This is a genomic window from Subsaximicrobium wynnwilliamsii (assembly GCF_007997225.1).
Lineage (GTDB): Bacteria > Bacteroidota > Bacteroidia > Flavobacteriales > Flavobacteriaceae > Psychroserpens > Psychroserpens wynnwilliamsii.
In genome coordinates this window covers 166,563-189,471 of record NZ_VORM01000004.1, presented here as the reverse complement: position 1 = coordinate 189,471, position 22,909 = coordinate 166,563, and the positions used below count along the sequence as shown (strand labels likewise).

Sequence of the window (22,909 nt, the reverse complement as noted above, 5' to 3'; positions counted from 1 at the left end):
TATTTTTAATGTTGACAACAAAATTAAGAAATTTAAGCTGAACCATTGCAATTTCAATTTGATACATTTTTCACAAAGGCACTATTATTAATGATACCATAACATAGTAAATTTAAAATTTATATATTTTGAACTTCGTTTTGCATTAAATAGCACACCGTTTTCAAAACGTTACGATTATGTCAAACAAGAAAGAACTTATAGAAATAGCAAAATTGTTTTTTAAGCTTGGAAGCATCGCTTTTGGCGGTCCCGCAGCCCACATCGCAATGATGGAAGATGAAGTTGTAAAAAAAAGAAAGTGGATGACACAAGAGCACTTTCTCGACCTTGTGGGTGCAACCAATTTAATTCCAGGCCCAAATTCTACCGAAATGACAATGCATTGCGGTCACGAACGTGCAGGTTGGAAAGGCCTTTTTGTGGCAGGATTTTGTTTTATTTTTCCAGCAGTCGTTATTACTTCAATTTTTGCTTGGCTTTACCAACAGTATGGACAATTGCCAAAAGTTGAGCCTTTTATATATGGCATAAAACCAGCTGTTATTGCAATCATCATAATGGCGGCTTTTCGACTTGGAAAAAAAGCGGTAAAAAATACGGAACTCGCAATTTTAGGTGTTATAACTTTAGTTGCCTGCTTATTCGGAGTAAACGAAATAATCGCTCTTTTTGGTTGTGGTCTGCTTGGCTTGATTATCTATTTCTTTAAAAAAAATACACGTAGTTTAAAGAGTTTTATTCCGCTTTTACTTTTTCAGGTAGTCGACCCTTCAAAAATTGGGACATTAAAAATGTTCTTGACGTTCTTAAAAGTTGGTGCAATACTTTACGGTAGCGGTTACGTGTTATTTGCTTTTCTCGACACGGAATTAGTCGCCAACGGATGGCTAACAAGACAAGCTTTGATTGACGCAGTTGCGGTTGGACAAATAACGCCAGGACCCGTTTTATCTACTGCAACCTTCATAGGATGGCAAATGAATGGAATTACGGGTGCAATCGTTGCAACTTTGGGGATTTTCCTTCCTTCATTTCTTCTTGTGCTGATATTAAATCCATTGATACCCAAAATGCGCAAATCAAAAATCATAGGAGCGATTTTGGATGCAGTAAATGTCGCAGCGGTTGCCTTAATAATCGCAGTTTGTGTAGAAATGGCAAAAGACACCTTGACCGATTGGCGTACCATTTTAATTGCCGTGGCAAGTTTAATCGTGGTCTTTGTTTTCAAAAAAGTGAATAGTGCATTTATCGTTTTGGGCGGAGCAATCATTGGATATGTATTGACTTTTATTTAAATATTCGCTTTGTGCTTGCAGGGAATGAAATTATCACAGGAATTTTACCAAGTTTTTCTCAGACAGATTTAGCGGCTAATTTTGAAAGGGTCTATGAAGAAGCGAAGTCTATTTTCAATTGAATTTGAGGTGGTGCAATAGGTGGTGTAATGGGTGGTCAAATAGGTGGTCAAATATTTTATTTCTTATTTAGGAATATACAACGGCTTATAAGATAATTTCCCTATCGAAACTGGCTCAATTACTTGAAAAATATTTACTTTATTATAATTGTCTTTGACGATACCCACTACTGTATTTATAAAGTCTTGCTCGGCATCACAGCCAATAAGTACATTTTGTAAAGACGAAGGCTTAAATTTAATCTTTCCAGTTTCTTCTTTGAGCAGACGAAGTTCTTTTTCATAAGACCATTTTTCGGTTTTTTTATAGAACAAGTCAATGATGTGATTGGGTTGTGAAATTGCGCTGTATTCTCTTTCTTTTATACGTGAGACATAATGAATTGGTAGAATATTATGAAAAAAAGAGGAGTCATCACTACTGTCAAAATGAAGGCAGATACCCTTGTTATTTTCAGAATAGATGTCCCATAGTTTCTCATTCATTGGGTACATTGTAAAGCAGGCTATCCCAAAACTCGATACAAATGGTTTTATTTTGGTTGAAGCAAATTCTTGAAGCCTATCTGCATCCATATTCTTATCAAAATAAGCTTTGGTTTTTGGGTCAAGAATATTCTCTGCAATTGTATTATAAAGCAGCTTTTGCTCTTCAGGGTTAGTTGACAATTTCACAAATTCTGGATTAGAATCTAATTCATCATTAAGTGAGTCCCTATCTGAAAACCAAATATAATTTTCTTTAAGCTCGCTTAAAGTATTTACATTGGGCGGACGGAATCGAAATACATTCGGTATTCCCATTTTTATTGATAGCTCGTGGTCTTGGTCAAAAATACTATACACAATTACAAATCTTTAATTGTCGCTAATTTACAACAAAAATTGTATATTTGTCGTAAATGAGCAACATTATGAACTCTAAGAAAACCATTCTTCTTCCAAAATACAAGAAGATTTTTGAACAGATTGGGGAAAATATAAAACTGGCGCGTAAGAGAAGAAAACTCACGACCGAACAAGTATCCGAACGTGCCGGCATACATAGAGCTACGCTTTATCGCATCGAAAAAGGCGACCCAGCAGTTTCCATAGGGTTGTATTTTAATGTGTTTAGGGTGCTGAATCTTCAGGACGACTTTTTGAAGCTGGCAGTAGATGATGAATTTGGAAGAAAATTACAAGACCTTGATTTATTATAAGCGGTATGGCAACAGGAAAATTTGATATATATGTATTTGCAGACTGGGCAACTTTAGAGAAGCCAACCTTTGTAGGCGTACTTTCCGCTCATTTTGCCAAAGGCAAAAAAGCATTCGGTTTTGAGTATGATAAAGATTGGTTAAAAACCGATGCACAACGAATATTAGACCCAGATATAGCATTCTTTTCTGGACCACAATATCCAACAAACAAAGAGAATTTTGGAATATTCTTGGATAGTATGCCAGATACGTGGGGGAAAACACTTATGAAGCGCAGGGCAGCACAAGATGCCAGGGCAAAGGACGAAAAACAGAAAACACTTTACGAAATTGATTATTTGCTCGGTGTTTTCGATGAAAGCAGGATGGGTGCCCTTCGCTTCAAAACCGATTTGGAAGGACCGTTTTTAGACAATGATGCCCATACCCCTACACCACCTTGGTCTTCATTGGGCGATTTACAGGAAGCGGCCAGACAATTGGAAAGTGATGAGCAAAATGACGAAATCAGAAAATGGATTGCCGTTCTAATTGCGCCCGGTTCTTCATTGGGTGGTGCAAGACCAAAGGCCAATATTTTTGACGCTCAAAAAAATCTATGGATAGCAAAATTCCCATCGAAAACAGATACTATCGATAAAGCCTCTTGGGAATTTCTGGCATACCGTCTTGCCGTTGATTCGGGTATAGAGATGGCGGAATCAAAAATTGAAAAAATTAGCGGACAATACCATACTTTTTTAACGAAACGATTTGATAGGTACAACTCAAGGCGCATCCATTTTGCCTCTGCGATGACAATGACCGGCAATACTGAAGATTCTATCAAAGATACTGCACCAAGCTATCTTGAGATAGTTGAATTTATAGAGAATTACGGTGTTGATGTGGAAGCTAATTTGCATCAGCTGTGGCGGCGTATTGTGTTTAACATAGCGATTTCTAATACGGACGACCACTTGCGTAACCACGGATTTATATTAACTGATAAAGGATGGATTTTATCGCCAGCGTATGACTTAAATCCATCCATAGAAAAAGACGGACTTTCCCTTAACATAGATATGGATGATAATGCATTGGATTTTGAGTTGGCTAAAAGTGTCGGTAAATATTTTCGCTTAAGCGAAAAAGAAATGCAGACCATTCTTGATGATGTGCTCTCAGTTGTGAAAAATTGGAAAATTATGGCAAAAGAGATAGGGATTAAAAACTCGGAAATGCAACTAATGGCTGGGGCTTTTAGATGGTAGCCATATGACTGACTAAAAATAATTCAATGATAGAAACTCAAATTTCGATTTTAATAAATAGGAAATCAGATATAGAACTGACCAAGAATTGCGTTATTAATAGTAAAATTCAGTTTCCAATTTTTATTTGTGAATATGAAGAAAACTTCGCTCTTAATTTTACAAGCGACTACGAAGAATGGGAATTGGATAAAGCAATACTTAATTGCTTTACAGATTATGAATTTACTGAAAATCTCAAAAAAGGTCGTAAAGAAATAAGACTACAAATATCTCGATATCAATCTGAATTATATACTGATGGTTGGGGACGTCCGTTAGAAAACCCATTAAACGAAACTAAATATTTGGTAAAGAAATCAAAAAATAAATTGACAAGATTCAATCCAAGAATAACAGTATTATTCGAAGATAAAGAACAGAGCTATTACGTTAATATCGTTGATGGAGTAAACAAAAATACAGACGAAAAAGGCTTTTTGCTTCTTAATGAATTTAGAAATAAAGATACGAACGACAAGTCTGAAATTCTAAAAGACAGACTTTATAAAACACCTCTTGAAGCGTTTCATTATGCTCACAACAGGATGGAAAGTATAGTAAATAATGATTTTGAAGAATATTTAAAAAACAAGAAGAAAGAAATAAGGAAACGGCAAAGAATTCCCCGAAAAAGGGTTCGGGATTTTATAAATTCCTGTAACGAAAATGATTTAGATGGTATCTTAAAAAACCTTGACAAAAATTTCATTTTTAAGAAAAACGTTAAATGGAAAACCGAATCAGAATTTAATGGGATTGAGGAGTTTAAGAAATATATAGAATCCAAAGACCAAAATCTTTGTTGTATAGGTTTTAAAATACGTTCTTCTTGGAATATCAATTTACCCTTTAGCATTACTATTGGGGTTAAATATTTTCCAGATTCAACCAACAAGGATAATATAACATTAAAATACAGACAGTATATCTTTGAATTTAAGGACGATAAAATAATACGAATAACAGAAGAAAAATAACTACGGTACACAACAATAATATAAGTAGATGATTGTTCTCGCTTATTCTGAAAATTCCGAAAGAATTTTCAACTTGGTGCTTACTTACAGAGTTAAGTGCCAACCTGCGCAACTGCTTATAGCCGAAATTATTCAAATGGGCCTTTATCCCTCGGCCCATTATGCGTAACCTTCCATTGCCCATCTTCTTGGACTAATTTAAAAACACCAGGCTTTGGGTCGTAAGCTGTGGAATATTTTATCCAAACAAATTCGCCATCCATAGCTTCATCTACAATCTTGAAATTAGATTCTGAATTTTTATCTTTAGCAAACATTTCTTGTATGCTTGAAAGGTTGGCGTAGCCTTCCGCAGTAGTATGCTTTTTTAAAGCTGCCTTATCGCCGTGATAAAAACTTTCGGCTACTACTTTAGCAGTTTCAGGTGGCGACATATCCTTATTTCCTGAACAGGAAATGAATAAAAGTACGAGTGAGCAAATGACTATTTTTTTCATAACAGTATTAATTTGGGTTATTGATATATTTGTGCGATACCTTCAATTTTAAATCCCGTTCCCCGTTTTTCTCATTCAATTCCACAACCAATCTGCGGTCATTGCTTATCGAGAATTTAGGCAGCACGTAAACCAATCTTACAACTTCACCTTCAGTTATCTTTTGTGGAAGCTTGTATTTGAATATAGGTTCTTCAAATAGTTTTTGTAACGATTTCTTTTTGCCTTTTTGTCTTGTTTCAACTGAAAGATTAAGAAAATTCAAGTCGTAATCCAATGTCGATTTATTCTCAATCTCGATAACGAAATACAATTCTTCTTTGTCAAAAACGATATTTTTAATACTCAAAACGATGCCTTCATTTCGTTTTTGTATCGTAGCTATACGTTGCCTTTTGTCAAGAAGATAAGAAGAAAATTTAGTATAATAAAAGGTCTTATTATCAACGGAATCTTCAATCTTCTTTACTACAGTACTATCATTAACGAAAGGTCTCTCATTGCCTATACTACTTGCTTTCGAAACGAAATAATTAAGCTTCGAGAGATGTTTTTTATACTTTACAATATACGAAAAAATCGAGCCATTTCTGTTGATTACTAATAGATTACTTTCTTTGCCAGGTTTTGCTTGAAGCAATCCAAAATACTGTTCTTTTTCTCGATTGTAGGTAAATACAAAATTGTCTGCGCCAGTAACCCCTTGCCGTATGGGTTCTGGAAAGAACAGCGCAACATTTTTGGTATCGTTTGCGTAAATAGTGTCAAGAATCTGTGGCGTTTGAGCTGTAGCCTGTGCCGAGCAAAGTCGAGGTGCGAAAGCGCAAACAATAATAAGAGCTGAAATAAGGATATGTTTTTTCATAAGAGTGCGTTTTTAAATGCCCATTATGGGCTCATAATTTTGGTTTTAGAATTAGTTTGTAATTGTTCAACACCGTCACTTTTATGTTTCGGTTACTGCGTCTAAATACTTTTGTTATTCCGCCAACTTGCGGGACGGTTGGTATATTGATATCGCTGATAACATCATCTAAAACTTCGGTAGTTACCTCTGCCCTAAAGTTATTCTCAACGTATATACCTTCGCTACCATCTTGTAGGTCAAAAGCCTTTAAACTTGTAGGATTGTGATTTATATTTTCGATTTTTATAATTGTTCGGTTAGGCTGAAAACTCACTAGACCATAGATAGGTGTATTCTTTTCAATAGTTATGTTGTTGATTTGGGCAGTCTTGGATAAACGCATTCGTATGCGTGAATTTGCCTGTACAACTTGGCTGCCATCTACGATTACATAAATAGTTTCATCTGTATTTTCTATGATGGAAAGGTCATTGGGTTTGGGCGAAGCTGCAAAGAACAATTGATGCTCAAGACCTAATTCTTTGGCCTCAATCTTTTGCTCTCGCTTTATATCAGCTGTGTCGATTTTCTTTGTGATTTTTCTGTCAGCTTTCTTTTGTCCGAAATTTTGATAACGCTTTTCCGAATATTGAATCTTACCTGATTCGTAAATGCTATCTACAATACGTTTTTTTTCCAGTTCTGGTAAATTTGGGTCATAGAAGCCAAGCGAATCAATCAATTTTTCGTCATAGATACTTGGTGCATTATTCTCACGAACTTCTTTTAGGTCGTTAATGGCGTCCAATTTAGAATCATACTCTTTTTGGTTTTCGTCCAAATCAGGAACTAAAGTTTGTTTTAGGTTCTCGTTCTCACTTTCATCATCGCCCATTACAATCACGGAATAGGATATCAGGAATATGAAAATCACAGCCAGTACCGCTGCAAATACTATTTTATTTTTCTCTACTTTCATAATCGTGGTTTTTAAATGCCGATTATCGGCTCAACTTTCATTGTTTAATTTTTTTAGTGAGTTCTCGAAATAGTTTGTAATCAATAAACCGTGTGGATTATTGGGGAAGTTTCTGTCTACTGGAATTAAGTTTCCGCTAGAAACAAGTTCGTAGGTATCTATTATTGAACCTCGATTGATTTCAAATACGGTAACCGTTCTAAAGACATATGTTCCGTTTTGTTCTTCAACTTGGGAATCGATGCTCAATACTTTTTGAACGAGCGAATATTGTAGTAATCGGTTATATACACCATCCGCTTTCTTCTGTCGATAAAGGTTGTCCACGGAACTATTACCTAACCAAAGTGCCTTTTCAAGATTTCGTTCATAATTACTAGCATCAATGTTATAGAAATAGTTGTGAAACAGGTCTAAATGTGCCAAAGCTTCAACCTGAAAGTTTTCTTTTTGAGTAATCAATTTCAGCGGAATAATACTGCCATCAGTATTGATGGCAAAAGCACTATTGAGTGCTTTTTTATTGGTAGAAAAAGCCATCCAAAGTGAAAATGTGCTAGATAAAAATGCAAGGACAATTACTGCCAAAACGATAAACCGATTCAACTTTAAAACGTTATAAATATTCTTGTATGGTGTTTTCATTCTGTATGTAATTAGCTGGTAAATAATCTAAGCGTAAAGGACGTGGCGCGTTTATATAGTTTGAATTTTAGGAAAACGATAAAGCATACAGACCCTAGCTGTACCACAGGTGCAAAAAAGCCTTCGCCGACATCTGTTCCAAAAAGATTAACCCAGAAATTAGTATTGATTTCAGTATAGAGCGCATTAACAAATATGTTGACTAAAAAGAAAGCTGGTACCAACATATAGACCGCAGCATACAACTTGAAAAATGTATAAGCTAATGAGCGAAATTTCTCAAAAACTGCTAGGCTAATAACCAAGGGAAAAAACGCCTGCATTATTCCTAAAAGGAAAAACCGTTCAGCTAAAAACAAAGGGTAAATGAACAAATCTAAAATCCAAAGAATAATGCCAATGATGAAAGCAAATATTTTAAATCCGTAGAGTGGTGTAACCAGAGCTTCATAAAGTAATGTCATTGCATTTTTGGCGGCATCCATTAGGCCTATATCTTCTTCAATGGGAATATCCTGCATCTGTAAAGGCAATAAGGCTGGTGCAGTACCACGATATTGAGCTTCAACGGAAACCAAAATACTATCGAAGAAACCTAATACTTGTGTTGAAAAGATGACCAAAATGACAATTGCAAAATTCTTCATCAATTCCCCAGGACTCAATCCCCAAGTGTAACCGTCTTTATCTGCAATACCTTCATTGTACTTTTTAAGGATGTTGACCAGAAAAAACAGAACAGCAAGCGTTTTCATTCCTGCAATGGTGTATTGCGAGAAGCTACTGTTCTGTATGGTTTGAAACACCGTATCGATGTATTCCAGTCCAATCCCTAAAAGTATGGTTGCGGTCATCTTTAGTATTCCGTTTCGCGATTATTGATTTTATCCTGCATTTTTCTGAAGGAAATAATATCCTTGTAACGTCTCGTTTTGGTAGTGATATTGGAAACCATTTCTTTTGATTCCAGTTCTTTTTCTTTCAAGACTTCCTCACGTTCTGCATCACTCATTTTTAGGTAATCGCTGGATAAAACTTCATCAATAAAATCTACCGTTTCTAATGAGTTTTGGACTATGGCATCGAATGATTCCACGACTCTGGAAACTTCATCGGGTTTGATGTAGGGCGAATTTAAAATGTCCTGTAAATCATTTTGCATTACATTGATAAGGCGCTGATTGTTGTCTGCAATTTCTTGGACAGCGTTTAGTTGTTGAACCACGCTTGAAACCTGCTCGATGGCTTCTTTAGCATCTTTTAAGAATTTTACAGACTTAATCATTTGAGCGGTCTGTTTACCCGATTCCAAAAGTTGTTTTACCAAACTGATAAAATTTGTGTTGTCATACGTGGGCATTCCTTGCGCGGAAGCATTTCCCGACATAAATAAGGTCAGGGCTACGGTCATTACTAAAATTTTGATTTTTGTCTTCATAATATTACGTTTTAGATGTGAATTGAATAATTGCTTTTTCCATATTGTGATGTTCATTGTAGAGTTTCATTATGTCTTCATTTTCCTGTCCATCGGTTAGGTAAGCTGCGTACACTTCCTTCGGAACTTCGAGACGGAAAATGTTACTTTCACGACCAATTTTGATGAACATTTCGGTGTACTTGCGTGGACCGGAAAGGTTGTTCTTGATTGACTTTAATTGGTTTAAATCGTGGCTGGACAGATTGAGCCTTTTGACCAATTCGTCATAACCCTTTTCATTATTTAGGCTATAAATAACTTGTGTATTTTCAAGTATGCTTGCCGATGTAGAATTGTTAGGAAGCTGATTGATGGATTGCAGAATAATCCCAATCGCACCGTTCTGTTTACGAATAGCTTGGTAGTAGAATTCCACGCTTTCCAATACGTTATCAAACTTCAGTTGTTTGGCAAACTCATCGAATAGGATGATGCCTTTTTCCGCTCTGTTTTTCCAAATGGTTCTTTGGATAGCTGATTTTATGAGTTTCAACATTACGGACAGGATTTCTTTATTATCCTTGACTTCATCCAGCTCAAAAACAATTAATCTTTTGTCTTCAATTTTGTAAGTCTGGTCTTCGCTTACCTCAAACAAGAAACTGTATAGACCATCGCCGACATATTCGGACATTACGTGCAAGAAGCTCGTCACATTGAAGTAGTCGGGATGGATTTTTAAGGTTTTCAGTAGGTCTTTCTGATTCCTTTCTATAAAGCTGTAAAAACCATCCAAAGAGTGTTTTTCTGTTGTACTATCATAATAATGACGTAATATCTTTTTTACCGAAACCGATTGAGCCTTGGTCACTTTCATATCTGAAGCAAAGAGTTCAAAAAGGAAAACCGATAAATCTTCCAACCGTTCCGGTGTCAAATCTTTTACATCGCTGATGTAAAAAGGATTAATGCCTAAGTTTTTTCCGCTTTCATAACGAAGCACCGTATATTTTTCAGGATAAAGCTTTGCGAATTTGGTATAAGAACCACCCAAGTCGATAATGACCAAACGAACACCACTTTCAAAATATTGGCGTAGAATATTATTGGCCAAAAAGGATTTTCCTTCGCCTGTGGGTGCAAAAATGGCAAAGTTTCTCGCTTTGATGCGTTTCTTCTTTTCATCCCAAACATCCTTTAAAACGGGAATGTTATGTTCTCTATCATTAAAAATGATTCCAGTATTATCAGATTTGTAATTTGTATTATTGATAAACAGACAAAGTGCGTGCTTTAAATCCGTTACGTATAAATCGTTATTTGAGAAGTTGGAAGAGAAACAGCAGTAGCTATTAAGGATGTAATTCTTCCGTTCTTCGCCTCTCGGGTAGTATGGGATGATATCCAGTTCCTTAAACTCGGTCTTGATTTTTGAAGTTATTTTATCGAGTTCTTTAGCTTCCTTTGCCCAGTAAACGATGTTTAAATGACCACGAATAATACGTGCATTATCATCGGCATTAATTTGGTCAAGGATATGTTGGATTTTTCCTAAAACTACTTTGTTCTGTGAACCGAAATTGGAACTTTTATTAAGTTCCTCAATTTTCTTATCGAGCAGCTTGCGCCACTTTTGTTTATCATCCAAATATAAAATTTGATTGATAATGTGGTTTTCATTAAGCGTAAGCCCTAAGCCATCAACGAACCCTTGATGAAACACAAAATCGTCAGAAGTGAATTTCTCATTGGTTTTGCTACTCTGTACACTTTCGCCAAAGCACAGTTCGCTATTGATGGCGAGGGCATCAAAATGGTTTTCGCCAATATTGACGCTTTTCTTATCCAGTAAAATATCGGTATCAAATCCCTCATTAAACCCATTGAAATAGCTATTCGTTAATTGCTGAATCTCATTCGCATTAAGCGGAAGAAAGGCCATTTTCCGACTATTGTTAATGAAAGAAACCGAATCACTTACCGAGTTGGCGAAACTCTTTATGTTGTCGTCCAGTTCTTGAACGATTCCTTTTGAAATTTTTCGGAACGGATTGACGTATTTTGGATTGTTGAGCGCCTTGTTTTTGGTCAGTATAAAGAATAGATAGCATTTGTGTTCAATATGTCCACGACCTTTAAAATGCTCGTGTGTTGCTTTCTCTAAAAAGGTTTTGTTAGGAAGTTGTTCTGAAGAATAGGACTTCTTCAAATAGATATCCTGTTTATGAACCACAGTACCAACAGGCAAAGATTTTAATGCCTGAAACCAAGAACCGTGCATATCCTCAAAATCCTTTTCAGAAAGCGAATAGATTTCTGGCAGATTGCCTTCATAGCACAAGACCACATTGCCATTGTTGGCAAAGACGATATTGTCCTGAATATCTGCGATGGGTTGATATGCCGAGAGGTTAATCTTATTCATAATTAAAGCCTGAATTTCTTTTGTTGCTTATAATTTTTGGAAAGGCTTTTGCCGACTGAAATAGTTGTGGGTTATTAGCCATCCTTGTTAGAGCAATATATAAGGCTGCATTGAAAACCATAACGCCTATTATCATTAAGAAGCTGAATGAAAAAATGATGATTAATAACGAAGCAAGTATTGCAACCATCATTAATGCAAACAGGGAAATAGGCAGCCCAAAAATGACCGCCCGTTTCCTGATGTTTTTATATACCTCGAATTTCTTCATATAGCTTTGTAATTAAATCCCACTTAGTGGATTATACTACGATTCCAATTAGGTAAGTAAAGATTCCGACTACTGCACCAGCAATAAGAACAAATACTAAAACTCGGGTAATCCCCTTTTTCAAGTCTGCATTTTCCCCAAAAAAATGTCCTGCATTGAACAGGAAACCTACAAGAAAGATTACACCGAGTAGTATTGGAAAAATGGTTCGGATAGTGTCGCCAACATCATTAACTGAATCTTCTATGCCACCAATTTGAGCAAAAAGCGAAGTGGATAAGAGCGAAAGGAATGATGCTAAATAGAGTGATTTTTTCATAATAAAATTGTTTAGATTTTTATGCTATTTTCGTTATTGGAAATTTACATATATTTGTTTTTAAATAACTGATAATCAAATATTTGTGAATAAAATATTATTTGATATTGTTTGAATTCCGTTGCTATTAATTGGTATCAAATGCTATGGGTTTTTGAATGGAAGTTGTTGATAACCTGAAAATTGAAAATGAAAAAAGTGCTCAAAAACGTCAGTTTTGTCTTTTTGCTTCTAAAAATGTGCATCATTTTTGGACAAGAAACGAGTGCCCAAAAAAGAATAATTATTGATGTTGGACACGGTGGAAAAGATTCTGGGGCAATTGGTGTAAATGACATCCAAGAAAAGGATGTGGTATTGGGTATTGCAAATGCCATTTTGAGGCTAAATAATGAATTGGAAAAGCCTCTTAATATTTATTTGACCAGGTACAGCGATACACTTATTTCATTATCGGACAGAACCAAACTTGCCAAAATCCTAAAAGCAGATTTGTTTGTGTCGTTACATTGTAATCATTCAGATAATCCTGATGCGAGAGGTGTTGAAGTTTATGCTTCAAAAAAGCAAGGAAAATATTCAAGACAGTCTGTATTTATTGGCTTTCAAATTGAAAAGGCGTTATGTAAAACCATAGGTTATGAAAGTAGGGGTGTAAAGTTTGGGGATTTTCAAGTGATTAGGGAAACAGTTAATTACTGTCCTTCCTTACTATTAGAACTGAGTTTTTTGAGTAATCGGGATGAAGGAAGTTATATCTCAGATGCCTTAAATATCCAATTTATTGCCAGCACTATCTTATTATCCATTCAAAACTGATATTATTATGAAAGACCTATTTTTAGAGTTAACAAAGAGCTTGAAAGCTATTTTTTTAGAATTTATTTCAGAGATAATTTTATTGTATAAATCCTTCAGAAGATAACTTGCTAAGGTTTTTTCAGATAAGTGAATAAACATATTTAAGTATTTGCTTAAATACGTAAATAGTTATACATTTGTTCGACAATATAAAGTATTATGAAATTAGAAATAACCTGTACAAGAGCAGAAGCTAACCTAAAACAGTTGCAAAATTGTATGGAAACTTTGGATAAAATGGAAGGAAGTTTTCAAAAAATAACAAAATTATTATCCCTTGCTGGTAATGATGTAAGACTGAAAATTCTGTTTTTATTGAATAAAGAAAATGAATTGTGTCCTTGCGATTTAGCTGATATATTGAAAATGAGTGTTCCAGCCGTATCACAGCACATCCGGAAAATGAAGGACGCCGCGATTATAACAGCAAGAAGAGACGGGCAAACTTTATACTATTCATTAAATGAGGATGAAACTGATATATTGAACAATATCTTCAAATCAATAAAATTAGAAAGAAAAATAGCATAAATTTTATAGCAATGAGTACAGAAGAAACATCAAAAAAAGCAGCATATACAGGTTTGTTTGCTGCTGTAGCCGCATCATCTTGTTGCATACCACCAGTTATTGCGCTTATTGCTGGAGTTGGAGGAAGTACATCCGCCTTATCTTGGATGGAACCTTTTAGACCCTACTTAATTGTTTTAGCAATAGTCGCAATTGGCTATGCGTGGTATGATTATTTAAAGCAAAAAAAAGTAGAAGATTGCTGTGAAATAGATGCAAAACCAAAGTGGTTTCAAACCAAAGGATTTTTAATAGGAATTACGCTATTTGCGGTTATCTCAATTAGCTTTCCATATTACTCTCACATTTTTTATCCTGATAATAAAAAAGAAATTGTTATCGTGAATCAATCAAACATTCAAACCGTGAATTTTGATGTTCAAGGTATGACTTGCGCTTCTTGTGAACAACACGTTACGCACGCAGTTAAGAAATTAGAAGGTATTGTTAACGTGGCTGCTTCTTTTGAAAAAGCTAATACAAAAGTAGAATTCGATGATTCGAAAACTTCCAAAGAGGATATAGAGAAGGCAATTAATTCAACGGGTTACAAAGTAATCGACAAAGAGGAAAACTAATGGAAATCGAATTAAAATCAGAAATTACCTGTCCAAACTGCGGACATAAAAAAGTAGAGGAAATGCCAACAAACGCTTGTCAATTCTTTTACGAGTGCGTGAATTGCAAAACAGTTCTCAAACCAAATGAAGGCGATTGTTGTGTCTATTGTTCATTTGGAACGATGGCTTGCCCACCAATTCAGGAAAACAAAAGTTGCTGTTAAAAATTTCCTTAGCCATTAATGAGGATTAGATAGTAAATGGTACTATATCAAGTAACACATTCATCAAAGTCATTTTAAATCACTTCCGCTTATCCCCAGCTTTAGTATCAAAAGCTATCAAATTAAACAATTCCCTCATTCTGCTACGAACCCTATTGCCATACCGTTCTTCCAATTCTTCAGCATTGAGGTTGGTGGTAGCGTGGGTTTTAACTTTGTGTTTGGTATCAAGATAAAGTTCGTATCGTGAAAGCAAAACTTCACCCATTACGTTCAAGTCTTTGCCGTAAAACCGTCCAGCAGGTTCAACACCCAAATCATCAAAACAGTAAAATTTGGTATTGCCATATTCTTCAACTGTTTTAAAACCTAAATGATTGAAGCCAAATGTTACATTTCGGCAAGGAATCATTTCGTAAGGTCTTTGCATAGGCACGATGTGACGTAATAATTTCATTAAGCTGGTCTTTCCACATCCTACGGGTCCAGAAAGTAGAATGCCTTTATCAATATCAATTCCGTAGTTTTTGCAGTTTTCCTTATCCTTGATGAAATAAGAACAGAGTTTTAATAAAATATCTTTATCCTCATCATAAATCCTGAACTTTTCGCCAAACAACAGTTTGCCTTTTGCATTCAAGTAAATCAAAATTTTTGGGAAGTCGTAGAGTATGCTTTTACCATCGAACTTTCCGAGCGAATATTCTACGCCACCTTCGGTTATTTTAGAGGGGTTGTCCATAGTCTTTGTTTTTAGTGGTTCGCAAGTTGTCCTTGATTTGGGACGCTTGTTTTTTGTTTGATTTGTTTTCCTCGTCAAATAGTTCGGTTCTGTCCATCCAGTTTGTGGCTACGGCGCGCCAATCTCTAATGTCATTTCCATCGCTCGTTTGCCAATTCCGAGTTTGGTAATGCTCAAAGAATTTTTTTGCTTCATCAGCATCAAAACCTTTTTCTTCAAAAAAAATAAAAACGGCCTGCCAGCCCTTTGGTTGTTTTATATTGTTTTCTTGTTTGTTATTGTTTATAGTAGATACCAATGCTTGTCCACCTATGGGACGGTGTTGGTTCACTACTTGTCCATTTATGGGATGGTGCTGTCCCACAACTGGTTCACGTATGGGATGGTAGTGTTCCGCAAGTTGTTCTAATGTGGGATTGTACCGTCCCACAACAGGTTCAACACTTGTCTCGATAATGGCCATCTTTATCTTACTGCCTTTGTATGGATTGTTAGATGGGAAATAGGACAGATATAGCCAAGCGTCTAAATCTGTGATACATCTATGATACGTGGATTTTGAACCTATCTTTGCACAGCGCATTAAATCCCTTCGGTTTACATAGAGTTCATCTGCAAACCGTGAGCTGTTCCATTCTTGAAACAGCGCCATATATAAACTGATATGGGTCGGATTTAGGCGGTCATCAAAATAGAACTTTTCAAAAGCCGAGTTAAGTAGCTTTATATAGTTCATCATTTAAGAATTTAGACCGTGCTGGACACGGTTGGCATCCATCACATTTTGAATTTCCTCTGTATCGTAGTAAATGATTCCGCCCACTTTTGTATAAGGCAGCGTACCATTGATGCGAAGGTTCTGAAGAGTGCCAGGACTCACTTGAAGCAAATCCATCACTTCGGAAGATTTTACATATTTCTTGACCTTTCCTTTGGATTGATTGGTAAGTAGTTTCTTAATGTCATCGAGTAATTCCATTTTGAAATCTCGAAGGTCGTCTGTGGTAATGATACTTGTCGGCATAATAGAACGGTTTTAAAGAAAAGGACTATCAATAGTTCCATATTTTTAATTGATAGCCCTTAACCTGATTTGACTTTCGTTCTACAAATTTGAGTAGGATTAATGGATTTTATTCCCCAGTACGACCGTAGTACGGTTAAAATTTAACATCTTGAAATTTGAGAAGTTTTGATGTGTTTTATTGCGGCTTTCGCGAAAGCGCAACATCAAATACCTTTAAATTTTATAAAAAACAGGTCTAAAATAGAATCACCGTAGGTTAACCGTAGTACGGTAGTTTTTTAACATATTAATTGTGGGTATTGAAAGTAGGAATAATTGATTTATTCCTCGCTCTTGTCCATTTCTATGAGTAGTGATGTAGAAAGTTCGTCCAGAAAAAGTGTTCGGCTATTTTTCCTGTTTTTGATGTCGTGATAGGTCTTATAGATGTCTTTTGGCGTGAAGTCGAATATCTGTTCCAGTTTTTTAGAAACTTGCATTATGCCTTGATTATCTTGTTTACCTAAGCCTTTTGAGCATAGCGAATAGAGCAATTCTACATATTCTGTATTTGAAAATGGCCAATGTATTTTTTTAATCGGTTTAATGGATTTAAGTTTACCGTTTAAACCGTTGCGAATTTTAAATTTTTTCTCATCTAAATAAGTTGCTAGCGAATCATAGGCTCTGTATTTACCAAGAAGCATATCTCTTGGTGTACAAAATTCAGGGTCTTGGAAATAGAATTTAGATGTAGCTATAATGTAAGATCCCAAATATTCTCTTGTATAATATTCTTTATCAAAATGAGTATGTTTTGAATCAGCATATTGCGTGAAGTCCAAATTGTAGCTAAAGAAACGATTGACTTTCTGCATCTTTCTTCTAATAAATTTGCGTTGTGATTCTTTGTCTGTTTTGGGGAATTGAATTTCAAAGGAACGAATTTCAGAAAAATAGATAAGATGTCTTAATGGGATTTGTTTTGTGTGCTTAAAAAAATAAATCTCATCCGAGATAGAGGCGAAACCTTTGTTAATAATTTCCTTTTTAAATTGACCTAAAAGTTTCGTGCAGACTATTATAGAATGCTTTGAGCGTTGCATAATTGTCTCTGAATTTTCTTCAATTTCTAATAATTGTTTTTCTAGATTTTGTGCGAGTAAATGTAATTTCATACCATACCTAATTACAGAGTTAGTAACTGTTAATAGTAGGGTCGATATTAGATAAGGTAATTACAAAGAATTATGTAGTTGACGTTCTATAGACAGTTTTTTACTGGAAAGCTGCAAAAATTATGCCTTTCTTAAAATTTCTTAAAAGTTGGTACTTGCGAAGTGTTCTTTAAATGGTAAAACTCAGATTAAAAACTAATTACACTATCCAAAGCATCATCAGCATCTCTATGAATAAAGTTTGCTTGATAGTTTAAAGTAGTTTTTAAGTCGCTATGTCTGTAAAGCTTCTGTAACATTAATGGGTGGATTTTATCCCCTGCAATATTTCCAAAAGTGTGACGCGCAATATGATTAGATAAGCTTTTGTCAATATCACATTGAGCAGCGATTCTAATTAAATATTTATTGAAGAGTTTAGTGGCATTTCTAGTCTTAGTAAAAAAATCTTCATCATCATTTGGCCGGACTTCATTTAAAAAAGGAAAGATATATCCACCATTATTTTTTCTGTTCATTTTGTAAAAATCTAGAATAGCTTTCGCTTTTTCGGGAACTTTAAGGCTTAAAGGCTTCTCGTTCTTATTCATAACGTAATACAGCCTATCATCCTTAAAATCAGACCATTTTAATTTTACAACATCTGAAATACGAATACCAGCAAAATAAAAGGAAATCAACCATACATTATGCGTATGCCAAATCGAAGAATAAGGTTCTAATTTCAATGATTCAATTTTTTCGACCTCTTCGATAGTTAGACCTATCTTATTACTAGTTCCTAATCTGATTTTTTCTTTGTCACCAGCAAAAGGGTAATACTTTGCAGAAACCACACCATCTTTAATGGCAACATTGAAAAGTGTTCTGATAAAAATTAATTGATTTGAAATTGTTCTAGTTTTCTGATTAAGATAAGCGGAACAAAAGGTTTTATAGCGTTCTAGAAAAGCCTGATTAATATCTTGAAACTTCAAATCTTTTTTCTTTTGGAAATGTTCAATTCCATCAATAAAGGAATATTCCGACTTTCGAGCCTTGCCAACTCTATCTTTTCTTCGTTTTGCAATACCTTCGATAACATCTTTTTTAGTTAAGGAAGTTTTGAGATTTAAAAACTCTTCAATGTTGTATAAAATAGAAAGCTCTGATTTGGCTACTGAAAAAACTTTACGGTCATATTTTGTTTTTATCCGTTGAGCAGCAACTGCAAAAAACGATTTAGAGCCGCCTGGACCTTTCAGTTTTTGTTTGACCTGTTTTGGAGTAATATTTTCATCTTGGTTATTTAAATAAACATCGTTGGCTTCTGTTAATTTTTTAAGTAAAAAATTATTTAGCATTTTATAATTTGGATGACTTCTTTTTGCTTGTCCAGCAACTTTATCCCAATCCTTTGCAAGAACGTATTGACCAAGCCACTTATAATTAGTCTTATAATTTGCACTTATTCTTATGGCCAATGGAATTGTACCATCCTTTTTAATCATATTTTTACGAAGAACAATTTTTATATTAGCCATAACTTACTTTTTGCAATGATAAAGATACAAAAACTAGTACAGAATAAGTACAGAATAATTTGGTATCGGATGCCTATAATTGATGATAAATTTTATTAAAATTATGTAAATCATTGATTTTAAGTAGTTTTAAGTTTTGTTAGTTGCTGTACGGACTAAGCTCATAACCCGAAGGTCACTGGTTCGAGTCCAGTTCCCGCTACTAACAAAACCACGCAAACCGCGTGGTTTTTTTTTACTCTATCTTGGATTTTGTGACGTACATACTGGCCTCTGAGAAGACCGCGAATCTCTATAAGGGGCACACCTCAAATTTAATCGGGCGCTTCAAATCCCACAACGGACTTTCCAAGAAGGGCTGGACGGTTCGCTACCGGCCCTGGCGAGTGGTCTATGTGAGGTTTTTTGCAACCAAGAGCGAGGCAATGGGTCATGAGCACTGGCTCAAGTCAGGAGCAGGACGGGAATGGATAAAAGACCACCTGAAAGTACTCTAGCTCATCGGGTCCATATCCGCCGATGGCGGACACTGGTTCGAGTCCAGTTCCCGCTACTAACAAAACCACGCAAACAGCGTGGTTTTTTTTTTTTACTCTATCTTGGATTTTGTGACGTACATACTGGCCTCTGAGAAGACCGCGAATCTCTATAAGGGGCACACCTCAAATTTAATCGGGCGCTTCAAATCCCACAACGGACTTTCCAAGAAGGGCTGGACGGTTCGCTACCGGCCCTGGCGAGTGGTCTATGTGAGGTTTTTTGCAACCAAGAGCGAGGCAATGGGTCATGAGCACTGGCTCAAGTCAGGAGCAGGACGGGAATGGATAAAATGCCACCTGAAAGCACTCTAGCTCATCGGGTCCATATCCGCCGTTGGCGGACACTCGTTCGAGTCCAGTTCCCGCTACTAACAAAACCACGCAAACCGCGTGGTTTTTTTTTACTCTATCTTGGATTTTGTGACGTACATATTGGCCTCTGAGAAGACCGCGAATCTCTATAAGGGGCACACCTCAAATTTAATCGGGCGCTTCAAATCCCACAACGGACTTTCCAAGAAGGGCTGGACGGTTCGTTACCGGCCCTGGCGAGTGGTCTATGTGAGGTTTTTTGCAACCAAGAGCGAGGCTAATGGGTCATGAGCACTGGCTAAAGTCAGGAGCAGGACGGGAATGGATAAAAGACCACCTGAAAGCACTCTAGCTCATCAGGTCCATATCCGCCGATGGCGGACACTGGTTCGAGTCCAGTTCCCGCTACTAACAAAACCACGCAAACAGCGTGGTTTTTTTTTACTCTATCTTGGATTTTGTGACGTACATATTGGCCTCTGAGAAGACCGCGAATCTCTATAAGGGGCACACCTCAAATTTAATCGGGCGCTTCAAATCCCACAACGGACTTTCCAAGAAGGGCTGGACGGTTCGTTATCGGCCCTGGCGAGTGGTCTATGTGAGGTTTTTTGCAACCAAGAGCGAGGCAATGGGTCATGAGCACTGGCTCAAGTCAGGAGCAGGACGGGAATGGATAAAAGACCACCAGAAAGCACTCTAGCTCATCGGGTCCATATCCGCCGATGGCGGACACTGGTTCGAGTCCAGTTCCCGCTACTAGGAAAGACAAGGCTTCACAGAAATGTGAGGCCTTTTTTTATTCTGCAAAGTACAGAATATGTACATTCTGAATATGAGATGCCTTTTGATAATGAATTGACATCGTTCTGGATATGGGGTTGAAGCTTTTGAATGCCGCCTGTCTAACTTTTTCATCCCATTTAGCCAATCTAATCAGTGCCGAGGTCTTGTACTTTGTAGTGTTGAATATTTAAGATAGTTTAGACATACTAGAAGAAAATCCCTAAAATAATATCAAAGAACACATACAACGAGCAATTGATTATATACGTCGGTAGGCGTTCGTTTTAGACGCCTAATCCTATTGTTACATGGTACTATTTGTATCAATAGTTTGGTTTCAAATGCTGATTAGATGTTCTAACAGTATCGAATCCAATAGTCTTTTGCAAGTTTAGTACTTGACTAAAATGGCTGCTATCTTTTGTAAATCTGGTTCGTTGATTTCGGTTTTTGCTGCCAAAGGAAACAGTTGTTGTCCTGGCCTACTCACAAAAGCGGCACGCCAACCTGCCCATGAAGCACCGGCTACATCCCAACCGTGAGCTGCAACTAGCATAGCCTCGCTTGGTTTGACTCCCATTTTGTGTGCTGCCCAATCATAGGTGGCTTTAGAGGGTTTGAATTTCCCAATGTCTTCAACACTCAATCGTTCGTCAAAATAATCTGTTAAGCCGGCACTTTCGAATTGTTTTTTAACAGCTTCGTTAGATGAGTTTGTAAACGAGACTAATTTATAACCATCTGATTTGAGTTGAGCCAAGGCAGCTTTCACTTCTGGGTGTGCGGGCAAACCACGTAAAGCATTCACGACGGTTTCCCGTGCCTTAGCTTGAGTGATGTCAATGTTGTTATTTGCCGCCACCATTTGCAGAGCTGCCGCACCTATGTTAGCAAAATGGTCGTACTGCCCACTCGTGGTCATCACTAAAGAATACTGAAGCATGGTGGTAAACCATAGCGCTAACAAATCGTCTCTACCCTCCAGGGCTTGGGCCACCTGCGCTCTGACTTGGGTGAGGTCTAGGAGTGTTTCGTTGACGTCAAAAAACAATACTTTGGGTCGAATTTTTGTCAAGTTTAAGTCTTCTTTTTCTTGTGCGTTTTCTGAAATTGGTTCTGTTGTGCCCATAATCCCCATGTTTCTTCTGTCGTTTTCCAGACGTTTGATTTCTTATTTGACTAGTTCAACTAGATAATTAATACCACTTGACCTATTTTATGCTTGCTCAAGGAGTTCGGTCAATACCTCCTTAAAAACACGCACAGGTTGTGCACCTGTGACGGCACTTTTTCTGTTGAACACGATGGTTGGTACTGAGTTCACACCTAGATTCTTCCAATAGTCTTGTTGATTTCTGATGTCTTTACGTGCGTCTTCACTATCCAATCTTGCCAATGCTCCTTCCGCATCTAAACCTACATCCAATACCGCTTGTTTTAAGATGGCTCTATCGGAAACGTCTTTGCGTTCGCTAAAGAATGCCCTTGTCAAGCGCATTTTCATCTCGGTTTGTTTGCCAAATTCTTTGGCGTATTCTAACAGGACATGCGCTTCGAACGTGTTGACCATTCTCATAGCATCAAAATAATCAAAGGTAAAACCAAGTTCTTTCCCAATTTCCGTCATGCGCTGCTGCGATTCTATTTGTTGCGCTGGAGTAGAACCGTATTTTTCTGTGATATGTTCTTGTACGTTTTGACCTTCCGCAGGCATGTTTGGGTTTAATTCAAAAGGATGCCATTCTATATTAACCTGGTCTTGAATTCCCAGTTCTGAAATGGCTTTTTCCAAACGTTTGTAGCCGATGGTACACCAAGGGCAAACTACATCTGATATGATATCTATTTTTAGTTTTTTTGTCATCTCTTAAAAAGTTATCACTTCACTTATTTGCATCTGTCCTTGAACATTCGTAAAATTTTTTACATCGGCAGCAAACGTTTCAGCATGAGGACCAAATGCCGCTTGAAAAGATGCTACATCTTCAAAGTTTAAATGTGCAATGGCAATATATGGAGCGGGTTCTCCAGGCACTCTACTTCCAATACCTAAATCTAACTCTAATCCTTTCAACGCATTGCCAACAGCTTTAGAGACCATAGGTAAATGGTTGTTTTTGTAATATGCTGCATCAAACTCAACATCTTTACCGTTTGGATACATTATGGATACTTTTATCATAACTATATGTTTTTAGGTTAATTTTCTTTTTATAAAGTTAATAAACCTTCCGCACATACTGGGATTCTATGTTGTAGTTTGTCATACTACTGTCAATTCCTCATCGGTAAATGATGCTTAATG

Annotated in this window: 30 protein-coding genes; 12 read left to right on the top strand and 18 right to left on the bottom strand. The window is 36.4% G+C overall.

Going from position 1 to position 22,909, the window contains the following annotated elements; all coding sequences use genetic code 11:
* Positions 1-179: 179 nt before the first annotated feature.
* A complete protein-coding gene (gene chrA, locus ESY88_RS05180; protein ID WP_147085572.1) occupies positions 180-1,301 on the top strand; it encodes a chromate efflux transporter in 1,122 nt (373 codons plus the stop codon).
* 185 nt (positions 1,302-1,486) lie between these two features.
* Here the strand turns inward: chrA and ESY88_RS05175 are convergent, their stop codons facing one another.
* Positions 1,487-2,269, bottom strand: coding sequence for a DUF2971 domain-containing protein (locus ESY88_RS05175; protein WP_147085571.1), 783 nt, complete (start codon positions 2,267-2,269; stop codon positions 1,487-1,489).
* A gap of 68 nt (positions 2,270-2,337) precedes the next feature.
* On the opposite strand from ESY88_RS05175, the gene ESY88_RS05170 reads away from it, so the two are divergent.
* The 3 genes from ESY88_RS05170 to ESY88_RS05160 are packed head-to-tail and all read left to right on the top strand — an operon-like array spanning position 2,338 to position 4,900.
* Positions 2,338-2,625 (top strand): helix-turn-helix domain-containing protein, encoded by a 288-nt coding sequence (locus tag ESY88_RS05170; RefSeq protein WP_147085570.1) that lies wholly within the window; start codon positions 2,338-2,340, stop codon positions 2,623-2,625.
* A gap of 5 nt (positions 2,626-2,630) precedes the next feature.
* A complete protein-coding gene (locus ESY88_RS05165; protein ID WP_147085569.1) occupies positions 2,631-3,881 on the top strand; it encodes a type II toxin-antitoxin system HipA family toxin in 1,251 nt (416 codons plus the stop codon).
* 26 nt (positions 3,882-3,907) lie between these two features.
* The gene (locus ESY88_RS05160; protein WP_189702526.1) at positions 3,908-4,900 is read left to right on the top strand and encodes a hypothetical protein; all 993 of its coding nucleotides are present in this window, start codon (positions 3,908-3,910) and stop codon (positions 4,898-4,900) included.
* A gap of 128 nt (positions 4,901-5,028) precedes the next feature.
* Here ESY88_RS05160 and ESY88_RS05155 read toward each other — a convergent pair whose 3' ends face one another.
* Genes ESY88_RS05155 through ESY88_RS05115 form a run of 9 tightly spaced genes read right to left on the bottom strand, consistent with a single transcriptional unit; the run spans position 5,029 to position 12,303 of the window.
* Positions 5,029-5,397, bottom strand: coding sequence for a hypothetical protein (locus ESY88_RS05155; protein WP_147085568.1), 369 nt, complete (start codon positions 5,395-5,397; stop codon positions 5,029-5,031).
* A gap of 7 nt (positions 5,398-5,404) precedes the next feature.
* Positions 5,405-6,262: a DUF4138 domain-containing protein gene (locus ESY88_RS05150; RefSeq protein ID WP_147085567.1), complete on the bottom strand. Its 858-nt coding sequence runs from the start codon at positions 6,260-6,262 to the stop codon at positions 5,405-5,407.
* A gap of 31 nt (positions 6,263-6,293) precedes the next feature.
* A complete protein-coding gene (gene traM / locus ESY88_RS05145; RefSeq protein WP_147085566.1) occupies positions 6,294-7,223 on the bottom strand; it encodes a conjugative transposon protein TraM in 930 nt (309 codons plus the stop codon).
* A gap of 30 nt (positions 7,224-7,253) precedes the next feature.
* Positions 7,254-7,868, bottom strand: a complete 615-nt coding sequence (locus ESY88_RS05140; protein ID WP_147085565.1) for a conjugal transfer protein TraK — start codon at positions 7,866-7,868, stop codon at positions 7,254-7,256.
* 11 nt (positions 7,869-7,879) lie between these two features.
* Positions 7,880-8,722 (bottom strand): hypothetical protein, encoded by an 843-nt coding sequence (locus tag ESY88_RS05135; RefSeq protein ID WP_147085564.1) that lies wholly within the window; start codon positions 8,720-8,722, stop codon positions 7,880-7,882.
* Between the two features lie 2 nt (positions 8,723-8,724).
* Positions 8,725-9,306 (bottom strand): conjugal transfer protein, encoded by a 582-nt coding sequence (locus ESY88_RS05130; RefSeq protein WP_189702525.1) that lies wholly within the window; start codon positions 9,304-9,306, stop codon positions 8,725-8,727.
* 4 nt (positions 9,307-9,310) lie between these two features.
* The gene (locus tag ESY88_RS05125) at positions 9,311-11,713 is read right to left on the bottom strand and encodes a TraG family conjugative transposon ATPase (protein WP_147089823.1); all 2,403 of its coding nucleotides are present in this window, start codon (positions 11,711-11,713) and stop codon (positions 9,311-9,313) included.
* Positions 11,706-11,984 (bottom strand): hypothetical protein, encoded by a 279-nt coding sequence (locus tag ESY88_RS05120; RefSeq protein ID WP_147088463.1) that lies wholly within the window; start codon positions 11,982-11,984, stop codon positions 11,706-11,708. The genes ESY88_RS05125 and ESY88_RS05120 overlap by 8 nt, the downstream gene beginning before the upstream one ends.
* A 31-nt stretch (positions 11,985-12,015) precedes the next feature.
* Positions 12,016-12,303: a hypothetical protein gene (locus ESY88_RS05115; protein WP_026813281.1), complete on the bottom strand. Its 288-nt coding sequence runs from the start codon at positions 12,301-12,303 to the stop codon at positions 12,016-12,018.
* Positions 12,304-12,492: 189 nt separating this feature from the next.
* On the opposite strand from ESY88_RS05115, the gene ESY88_RS05110 reads away from it, so the two are divergent.
* The 4 genes from ESY88_RS05110 to ESY88_RS21340 all read left to right on the top strand — a co-directional run bounded on the left by ESY88_RS05110 (position 12,493) and on the right by ESY88_RS21340 (position 14,518).
* Complete coding sequence (locus tag ESY88_RS05110; protein ID WP_147088462.1) at positions 12,493-13,122, top strand: N-acetylmuramoyl-L-alanine amidase family protein; 630 nt, start codon at positions 12,493-12,495, stop codon at positions 13,120-13,122.
* A gap of 201 nt (positions 13,123-13,323) precedes the next feature.
* Positions 13,324-13,695: an ArsR/SmtB family transcription factor gene (locus ESY88_RS05105; RefSeq protein ID WP_147088461.1), complete on the top strand. Its 372-nt coding sequence runs from the start codon at positions 13,324-13,326 to the stop codon at positions 13,693-13,695.
* 11 nt (positions 13,696-13,706) lie between these two features.
* Positions 13,707-14,312, top strand: coding sequence for a mercuric transport protein MerTP (merTP, locus tag ESY88_RS05100; protein ID WP_147088460.1), 606 nt, complete (start codon positions 13,707-13,709; stop codon positions 14,310-14,312).
* The gene (locus ESY88_RS21340; protein ID WP_147088459.1) at positions 14,312-14,518 is read left to right on the top strand and encodes a GDCCVxC domain-containing (seleno)protein; all 207 of its coding nucleotides are present in this window, start codon (positions 14,312-14,314) and stop codon (positions 14,516-14,518) included. The genes merTP and ESY88_RS21340 overlap by 1 nt, the downstream gene beginning before the upstream one ends.
* A 79-nt stretch (positions 14,519-14,597) precedes the next feature.
* Here the strand turns inward: ESY88_RS21340 and ESY88_RS05090 are convergent, their stop codons facing one another.
* The 5 genes from ESY88_RS05090 to ESY88_RS05070 all read right to left on the bottom strand — a co-directional run bounded on the left by ESY88_RS05090 (position 14,598) and on the right by ESY88_RS05070 (position 18,967).
* Positions 14,598-15,260: an ATPase gene (locus ESY88_RS05090; RefSeq protein ID WP_147088458.1), complete on the bottom strand. Its 663-nt coding sequence runs from the start codon at positions 15,258-15,260 to the stop codon at positions 14,598-14,600.
* Positions 15,244-15,996, bottom strand: a complete 753-nt coding sequence (locus tag ESY88_RS05085) for a hypothetical protein (protein WP_147088465.1) — start codon at positions 15,994-15,996, stop codon at positions 15,244-15,246. Before ESY88_RS05085 ends, ESY88_RS05090 begins: the two co-directional genes overlap by 17 nt.
* Positions 15,997-15,999: 3 nt before the next feature.
* A complete protein-coding gene (locus tag ESY88_RS05080; RefSeq protein WP_147088457.1) occupies positions 16,000-16,284 on the bottom strand; it encodes a helix-turn-helix domain-containing protein in 285 nt (94 codons plus the stop codon).
* A gap of 323 nt (positions 16,285-16,607) precedes the next feature.
* Positions 16,608-17,444, bottom strand: coding sequence for an RteC domain-containing protein (locus tag ESY88_RS05075; protein ID WP_147089821.1), 837 nt, complete (start codon positions 17,442-17,444; stop codon positions 16,608-16,610).
* 188 nt (positions 17,445-17,632) lie between these two features.
* Complete coding sequence (locus ESY88_RS05070; RefSeq protein WP_147085553.1) at positions 17,633-18,967, bottom strand: phage integrase SAM-like domain-containing protein; 1,335 nt, start codon at positions 18,965-18,967, stop codon at positions 17,633-17,635.
* A gap of 224 nt (positions 18,968-19,191) precedes the next feature.
* On the opposite strand from ESY88_RS05070, the gene ESY88_RS05065 reads away from it, so the two are divergent.
* The 4 genes from ESY88_RS05065 to ESY88_RS05050 all read left to right on the top strand — a co-directional run bounded on the left by ESY88_RS05065 (position 19,192) and on the right by ESY88_RS05050 (position 20,521).
* Positions 19,192-19,464: a GIY-YIG nuclease family protein gene (locus tag ESY88_RS05065; RefSeq protein WP_317128662.1), complete on the top strand. Its 273-nt coding sequence runs from the start codon at positions 19,192-19,194 to the stop codon at positions 19,462-19,464.
* Positions 19,465-19,542: 78 nt separating this feature from the next.
* The gene (locus tag ESY88_RS05060) at positions 19,543-19,818 is read left to right on the top strand and encodes a GIY-YIG nuclease family protein (protein ID WP_317128661.1); all 276 of its coding nucleotides are present in this window, start codon (positions 19,543-19,545) and stop codon (positions 19,816-19,818) included.
* A 78-nt stretch (positions 19,819-19,896) separates the two neighbouring features.
* Positions 19,897-20,109, top strand: a complete 213-nt coding sequence (locus tag ESY88_RS05055; protein WP_317128660.1) for a GIY-YIG nuclease family protein — start codon at positions 19,897-19,899, stop codon at positions 20,107-20,109.
* A gap of 139 nt (positions 20,110-20,248) precedes the next feature.
* Positions 20,249-20,521 (top strand): GIY-YIG nuclease family protein, encoded by a 273-nt coding sequence (locus tag ESY88_RS05050; RefSeq protein WP_317128659.1) that lies wholly within the window; start codon positions 20,249-20,251, stop codon positions 20,519-20,521.
* 474 nt (positions 20,522-20,995) lie between these two features.
* Here the strand turns inward: ESY88_RS05050 and ESY88_RS05045 are convergent, their stop codons facing one another.
* The 3 genes from ESY88_RS05045 to ESY88_RS05035 all read right to left on the bottom strand — a co-directional run bounded on the left by ESY88_RS05045 (position 20,996) and on the right by ESY88_RS05035 (position 22,786).
* Complete coding sequence (locus ESY88_RS05045) at positions 20,996-21,733, bottom strand: haloacid dehalogenase type II (protein WP_223270728.1); 738 nt, start codon at positions 21,731-21,733, stop codon at positions 20,996-20,998.
* Positions 21,734-21,820: 87 nt separating this feature from the next.
* Entirely contained in the window at positions 21,821-22,468 is a 648-nt protein-coding gene (locus tag ESY88_RS05040; protein ID WP_147085551.1) for a DsbA family oxidoreductase, read from the bottom strand.
* 3 nt (positions 22,469-22,471) lie between these two features.
* Complete coding sequence (locus ESY88_RS05035) at positions 22,472-22,786, bottom strand: EthD family reductase (RefSeq protein ID WP_147085550.1); 315 nt, start codon at positions 22,784-22,786, stop codon at positions 22,472-22,474.
* Positions 22,787-22,909: the final 123 nt, after the last annotated feature.

Bases quoted from the DNA above. Each gene is read 5' to 3' on its own strand.
- chrA (WP_147085572.1), top strand. From the start codon at position 180: ATGTCAAACAAGAAAGAACTTATAGAAATAGCAAAATTGTTTTTTAAG.
- ESY88_RS05170 (WP_147085570.1), top strand. From the start codon at position 2,338: ATGAACTCTAAGAAAACCATTCTTCTTCCAAAATACAAGAAGATTTTT.
- ESY88_RS05165 (WP_147085569.1), top strand. From the start codon at position 2,631: ATGGCAACAGGAAAATTTGATATATATGTATTTGCAGACTGGGCAACT.
- ESY88_RS05160 (WP_189702526.1), top strand. From the start codon at position 3,908: ATGATAGAAACTCAAATTTCGATTTTAATAAATAGGAAATCAGATATA.
- ESY88_RS05155 (WP_147085568.1), bottom strand. From the start codon at position 5,397: ATGAAAAAAATAGTCATTTGCTCACTCGTACTTTTATTCATTTCCTGT.
- ESY88_RS05150 (WP_147085567.1), bottom strand. From the start codon at position 6,262: ATGAAAAAACATATCCTTATTTCAGCTCTTATTATTGTTTGCGCTTTC.
- traM (WP_147085566.1), bottom strand. From the start codon at position 7,223: ATGAAAGTAGAGAAAAATAAAATAGTATTTGCAGCGGTACTGGCTGTG.
- ESY88_RS05140 (WP_147085565.1), bottom strand. From the start codon at position 7,868: ATGAAAACACCATACAAGAATATTTATAACGTTTTAAAGTTGAATCGG.
- ESY88_RS05135 (WP_147085564.1), bottom strand. From the start codon at position 8,722: ATGACCGCAACCATACTTTTAGGGATTGGACTGGAATACATCGATACG.
- ESY88_RS05130 (WP_189702525.1), bottom strand. From the start codon at position 9,306: ATGAAGACAAAAATCAAAATTTTAGTAATGACCGTAGCCCTGACCTTA.
- ESY88_RS05125 (WP_147089823.1), bottom strand. From the start codon at position 11,713: ATGAATAAGATTAACCTCTCGGCATATCAACCCATCGCAGATATTCAG.
- ESY88_RS05120 (WP_147088463.1), bottom strand. From the start codon at position 11,984: ATGAAGAAATTCGAGGTATATAAAAACATCAGGAAACGGGCGGTCATT.
- ESY88_RS05115 (WP_026813281.1), bottom strand. From the start codon at position 12,303: ATGAAAAAATCACTCTATTTAGCATCATTCCTTTCGCTCTTATCCACT.
- ESY88_RS05110 (WP_147088462.1), top strand. From the start codon at position 12,493: ATGAAAAAAGTGCTCAAAAACGTCAGTTTTGTCTTTTTGCTTCTAAAA.
- ESY88_RS05105 (WP_147088461.1), top strand. From the start codon at position 13,324: ATGAAATTAGAAATAACCTGTACAAGAGCAGAAGCTAACCTAAAACAG.
- merTP (WP_147088460.1), top strand. From the start codon at position 13,707: ATGAGTACAGAAGAAACATCAAAAAAAGCAGCATATACAGGTTTGTTT.
- ESY88_RS21340 (WP_147088459.1), top strand. From the start codon at position 14,312: ATGGAAATCGAATTAAAATCAGAAATTACCTGTCCAAACTGCGGACAT.
- ESY88_RS05090 (WP_147088458.1), bottom strand. From the start codon at position 15,260: ATGGACAACCCCTCTAAAATAACCGAAGGTGGCGTAGAATATTCGCTC.
- ESY88_RS05085 (WP_147088465.1), bottom strand. From the start codon at position 15,996: ATGAACTATATAAAGCTACTTAACTCGGCTTTTGAAAAGTTCTATTTT.
- ESY88_RS05080 (WP_147088457.1), bottom strand. From the start codon at position 16,284: ATGCCGACAAGTATCATTACCACAGACGACCTTCGAGATTTCAAAATG.
- ESY88_RS05075 (WP_147089821.1), bottom strand. From the start codon at position 17,444: ATGAAATTACATTTACTCGCACAAAATCTAGAAAAACAATTATTAGAA.
- ESY88_RS05070 (WP_147085553.1), bottom strand. From the start codon at position 18,967: ATGGCTAATATAAAAATTGTTCTTCGTAAAAATATGATTAAAAAGGAT.
- ESY88_RS05045 (WP_223270728.1), bottom strand. From the start codon at position 21,733: ATGGGCACAACAGAACCAATTTCAGAAAACGCACAAGAAAAAGAAGAC.
- ESY88_RS05040 (WP_147085551.1), bottom strand. From the start codon at position 22,468: ATGACAAAAAAACTAAAAATAGATATCATATCAGATGTAGTTTGCCCT.
- ESY88_RS05035 (WP_147085550.1), bottom strand. From the start codon at position 22,786: ATGATAAAAGTATCCATAATGTATCCAAACGGTAAAGATGTTGAGTTT.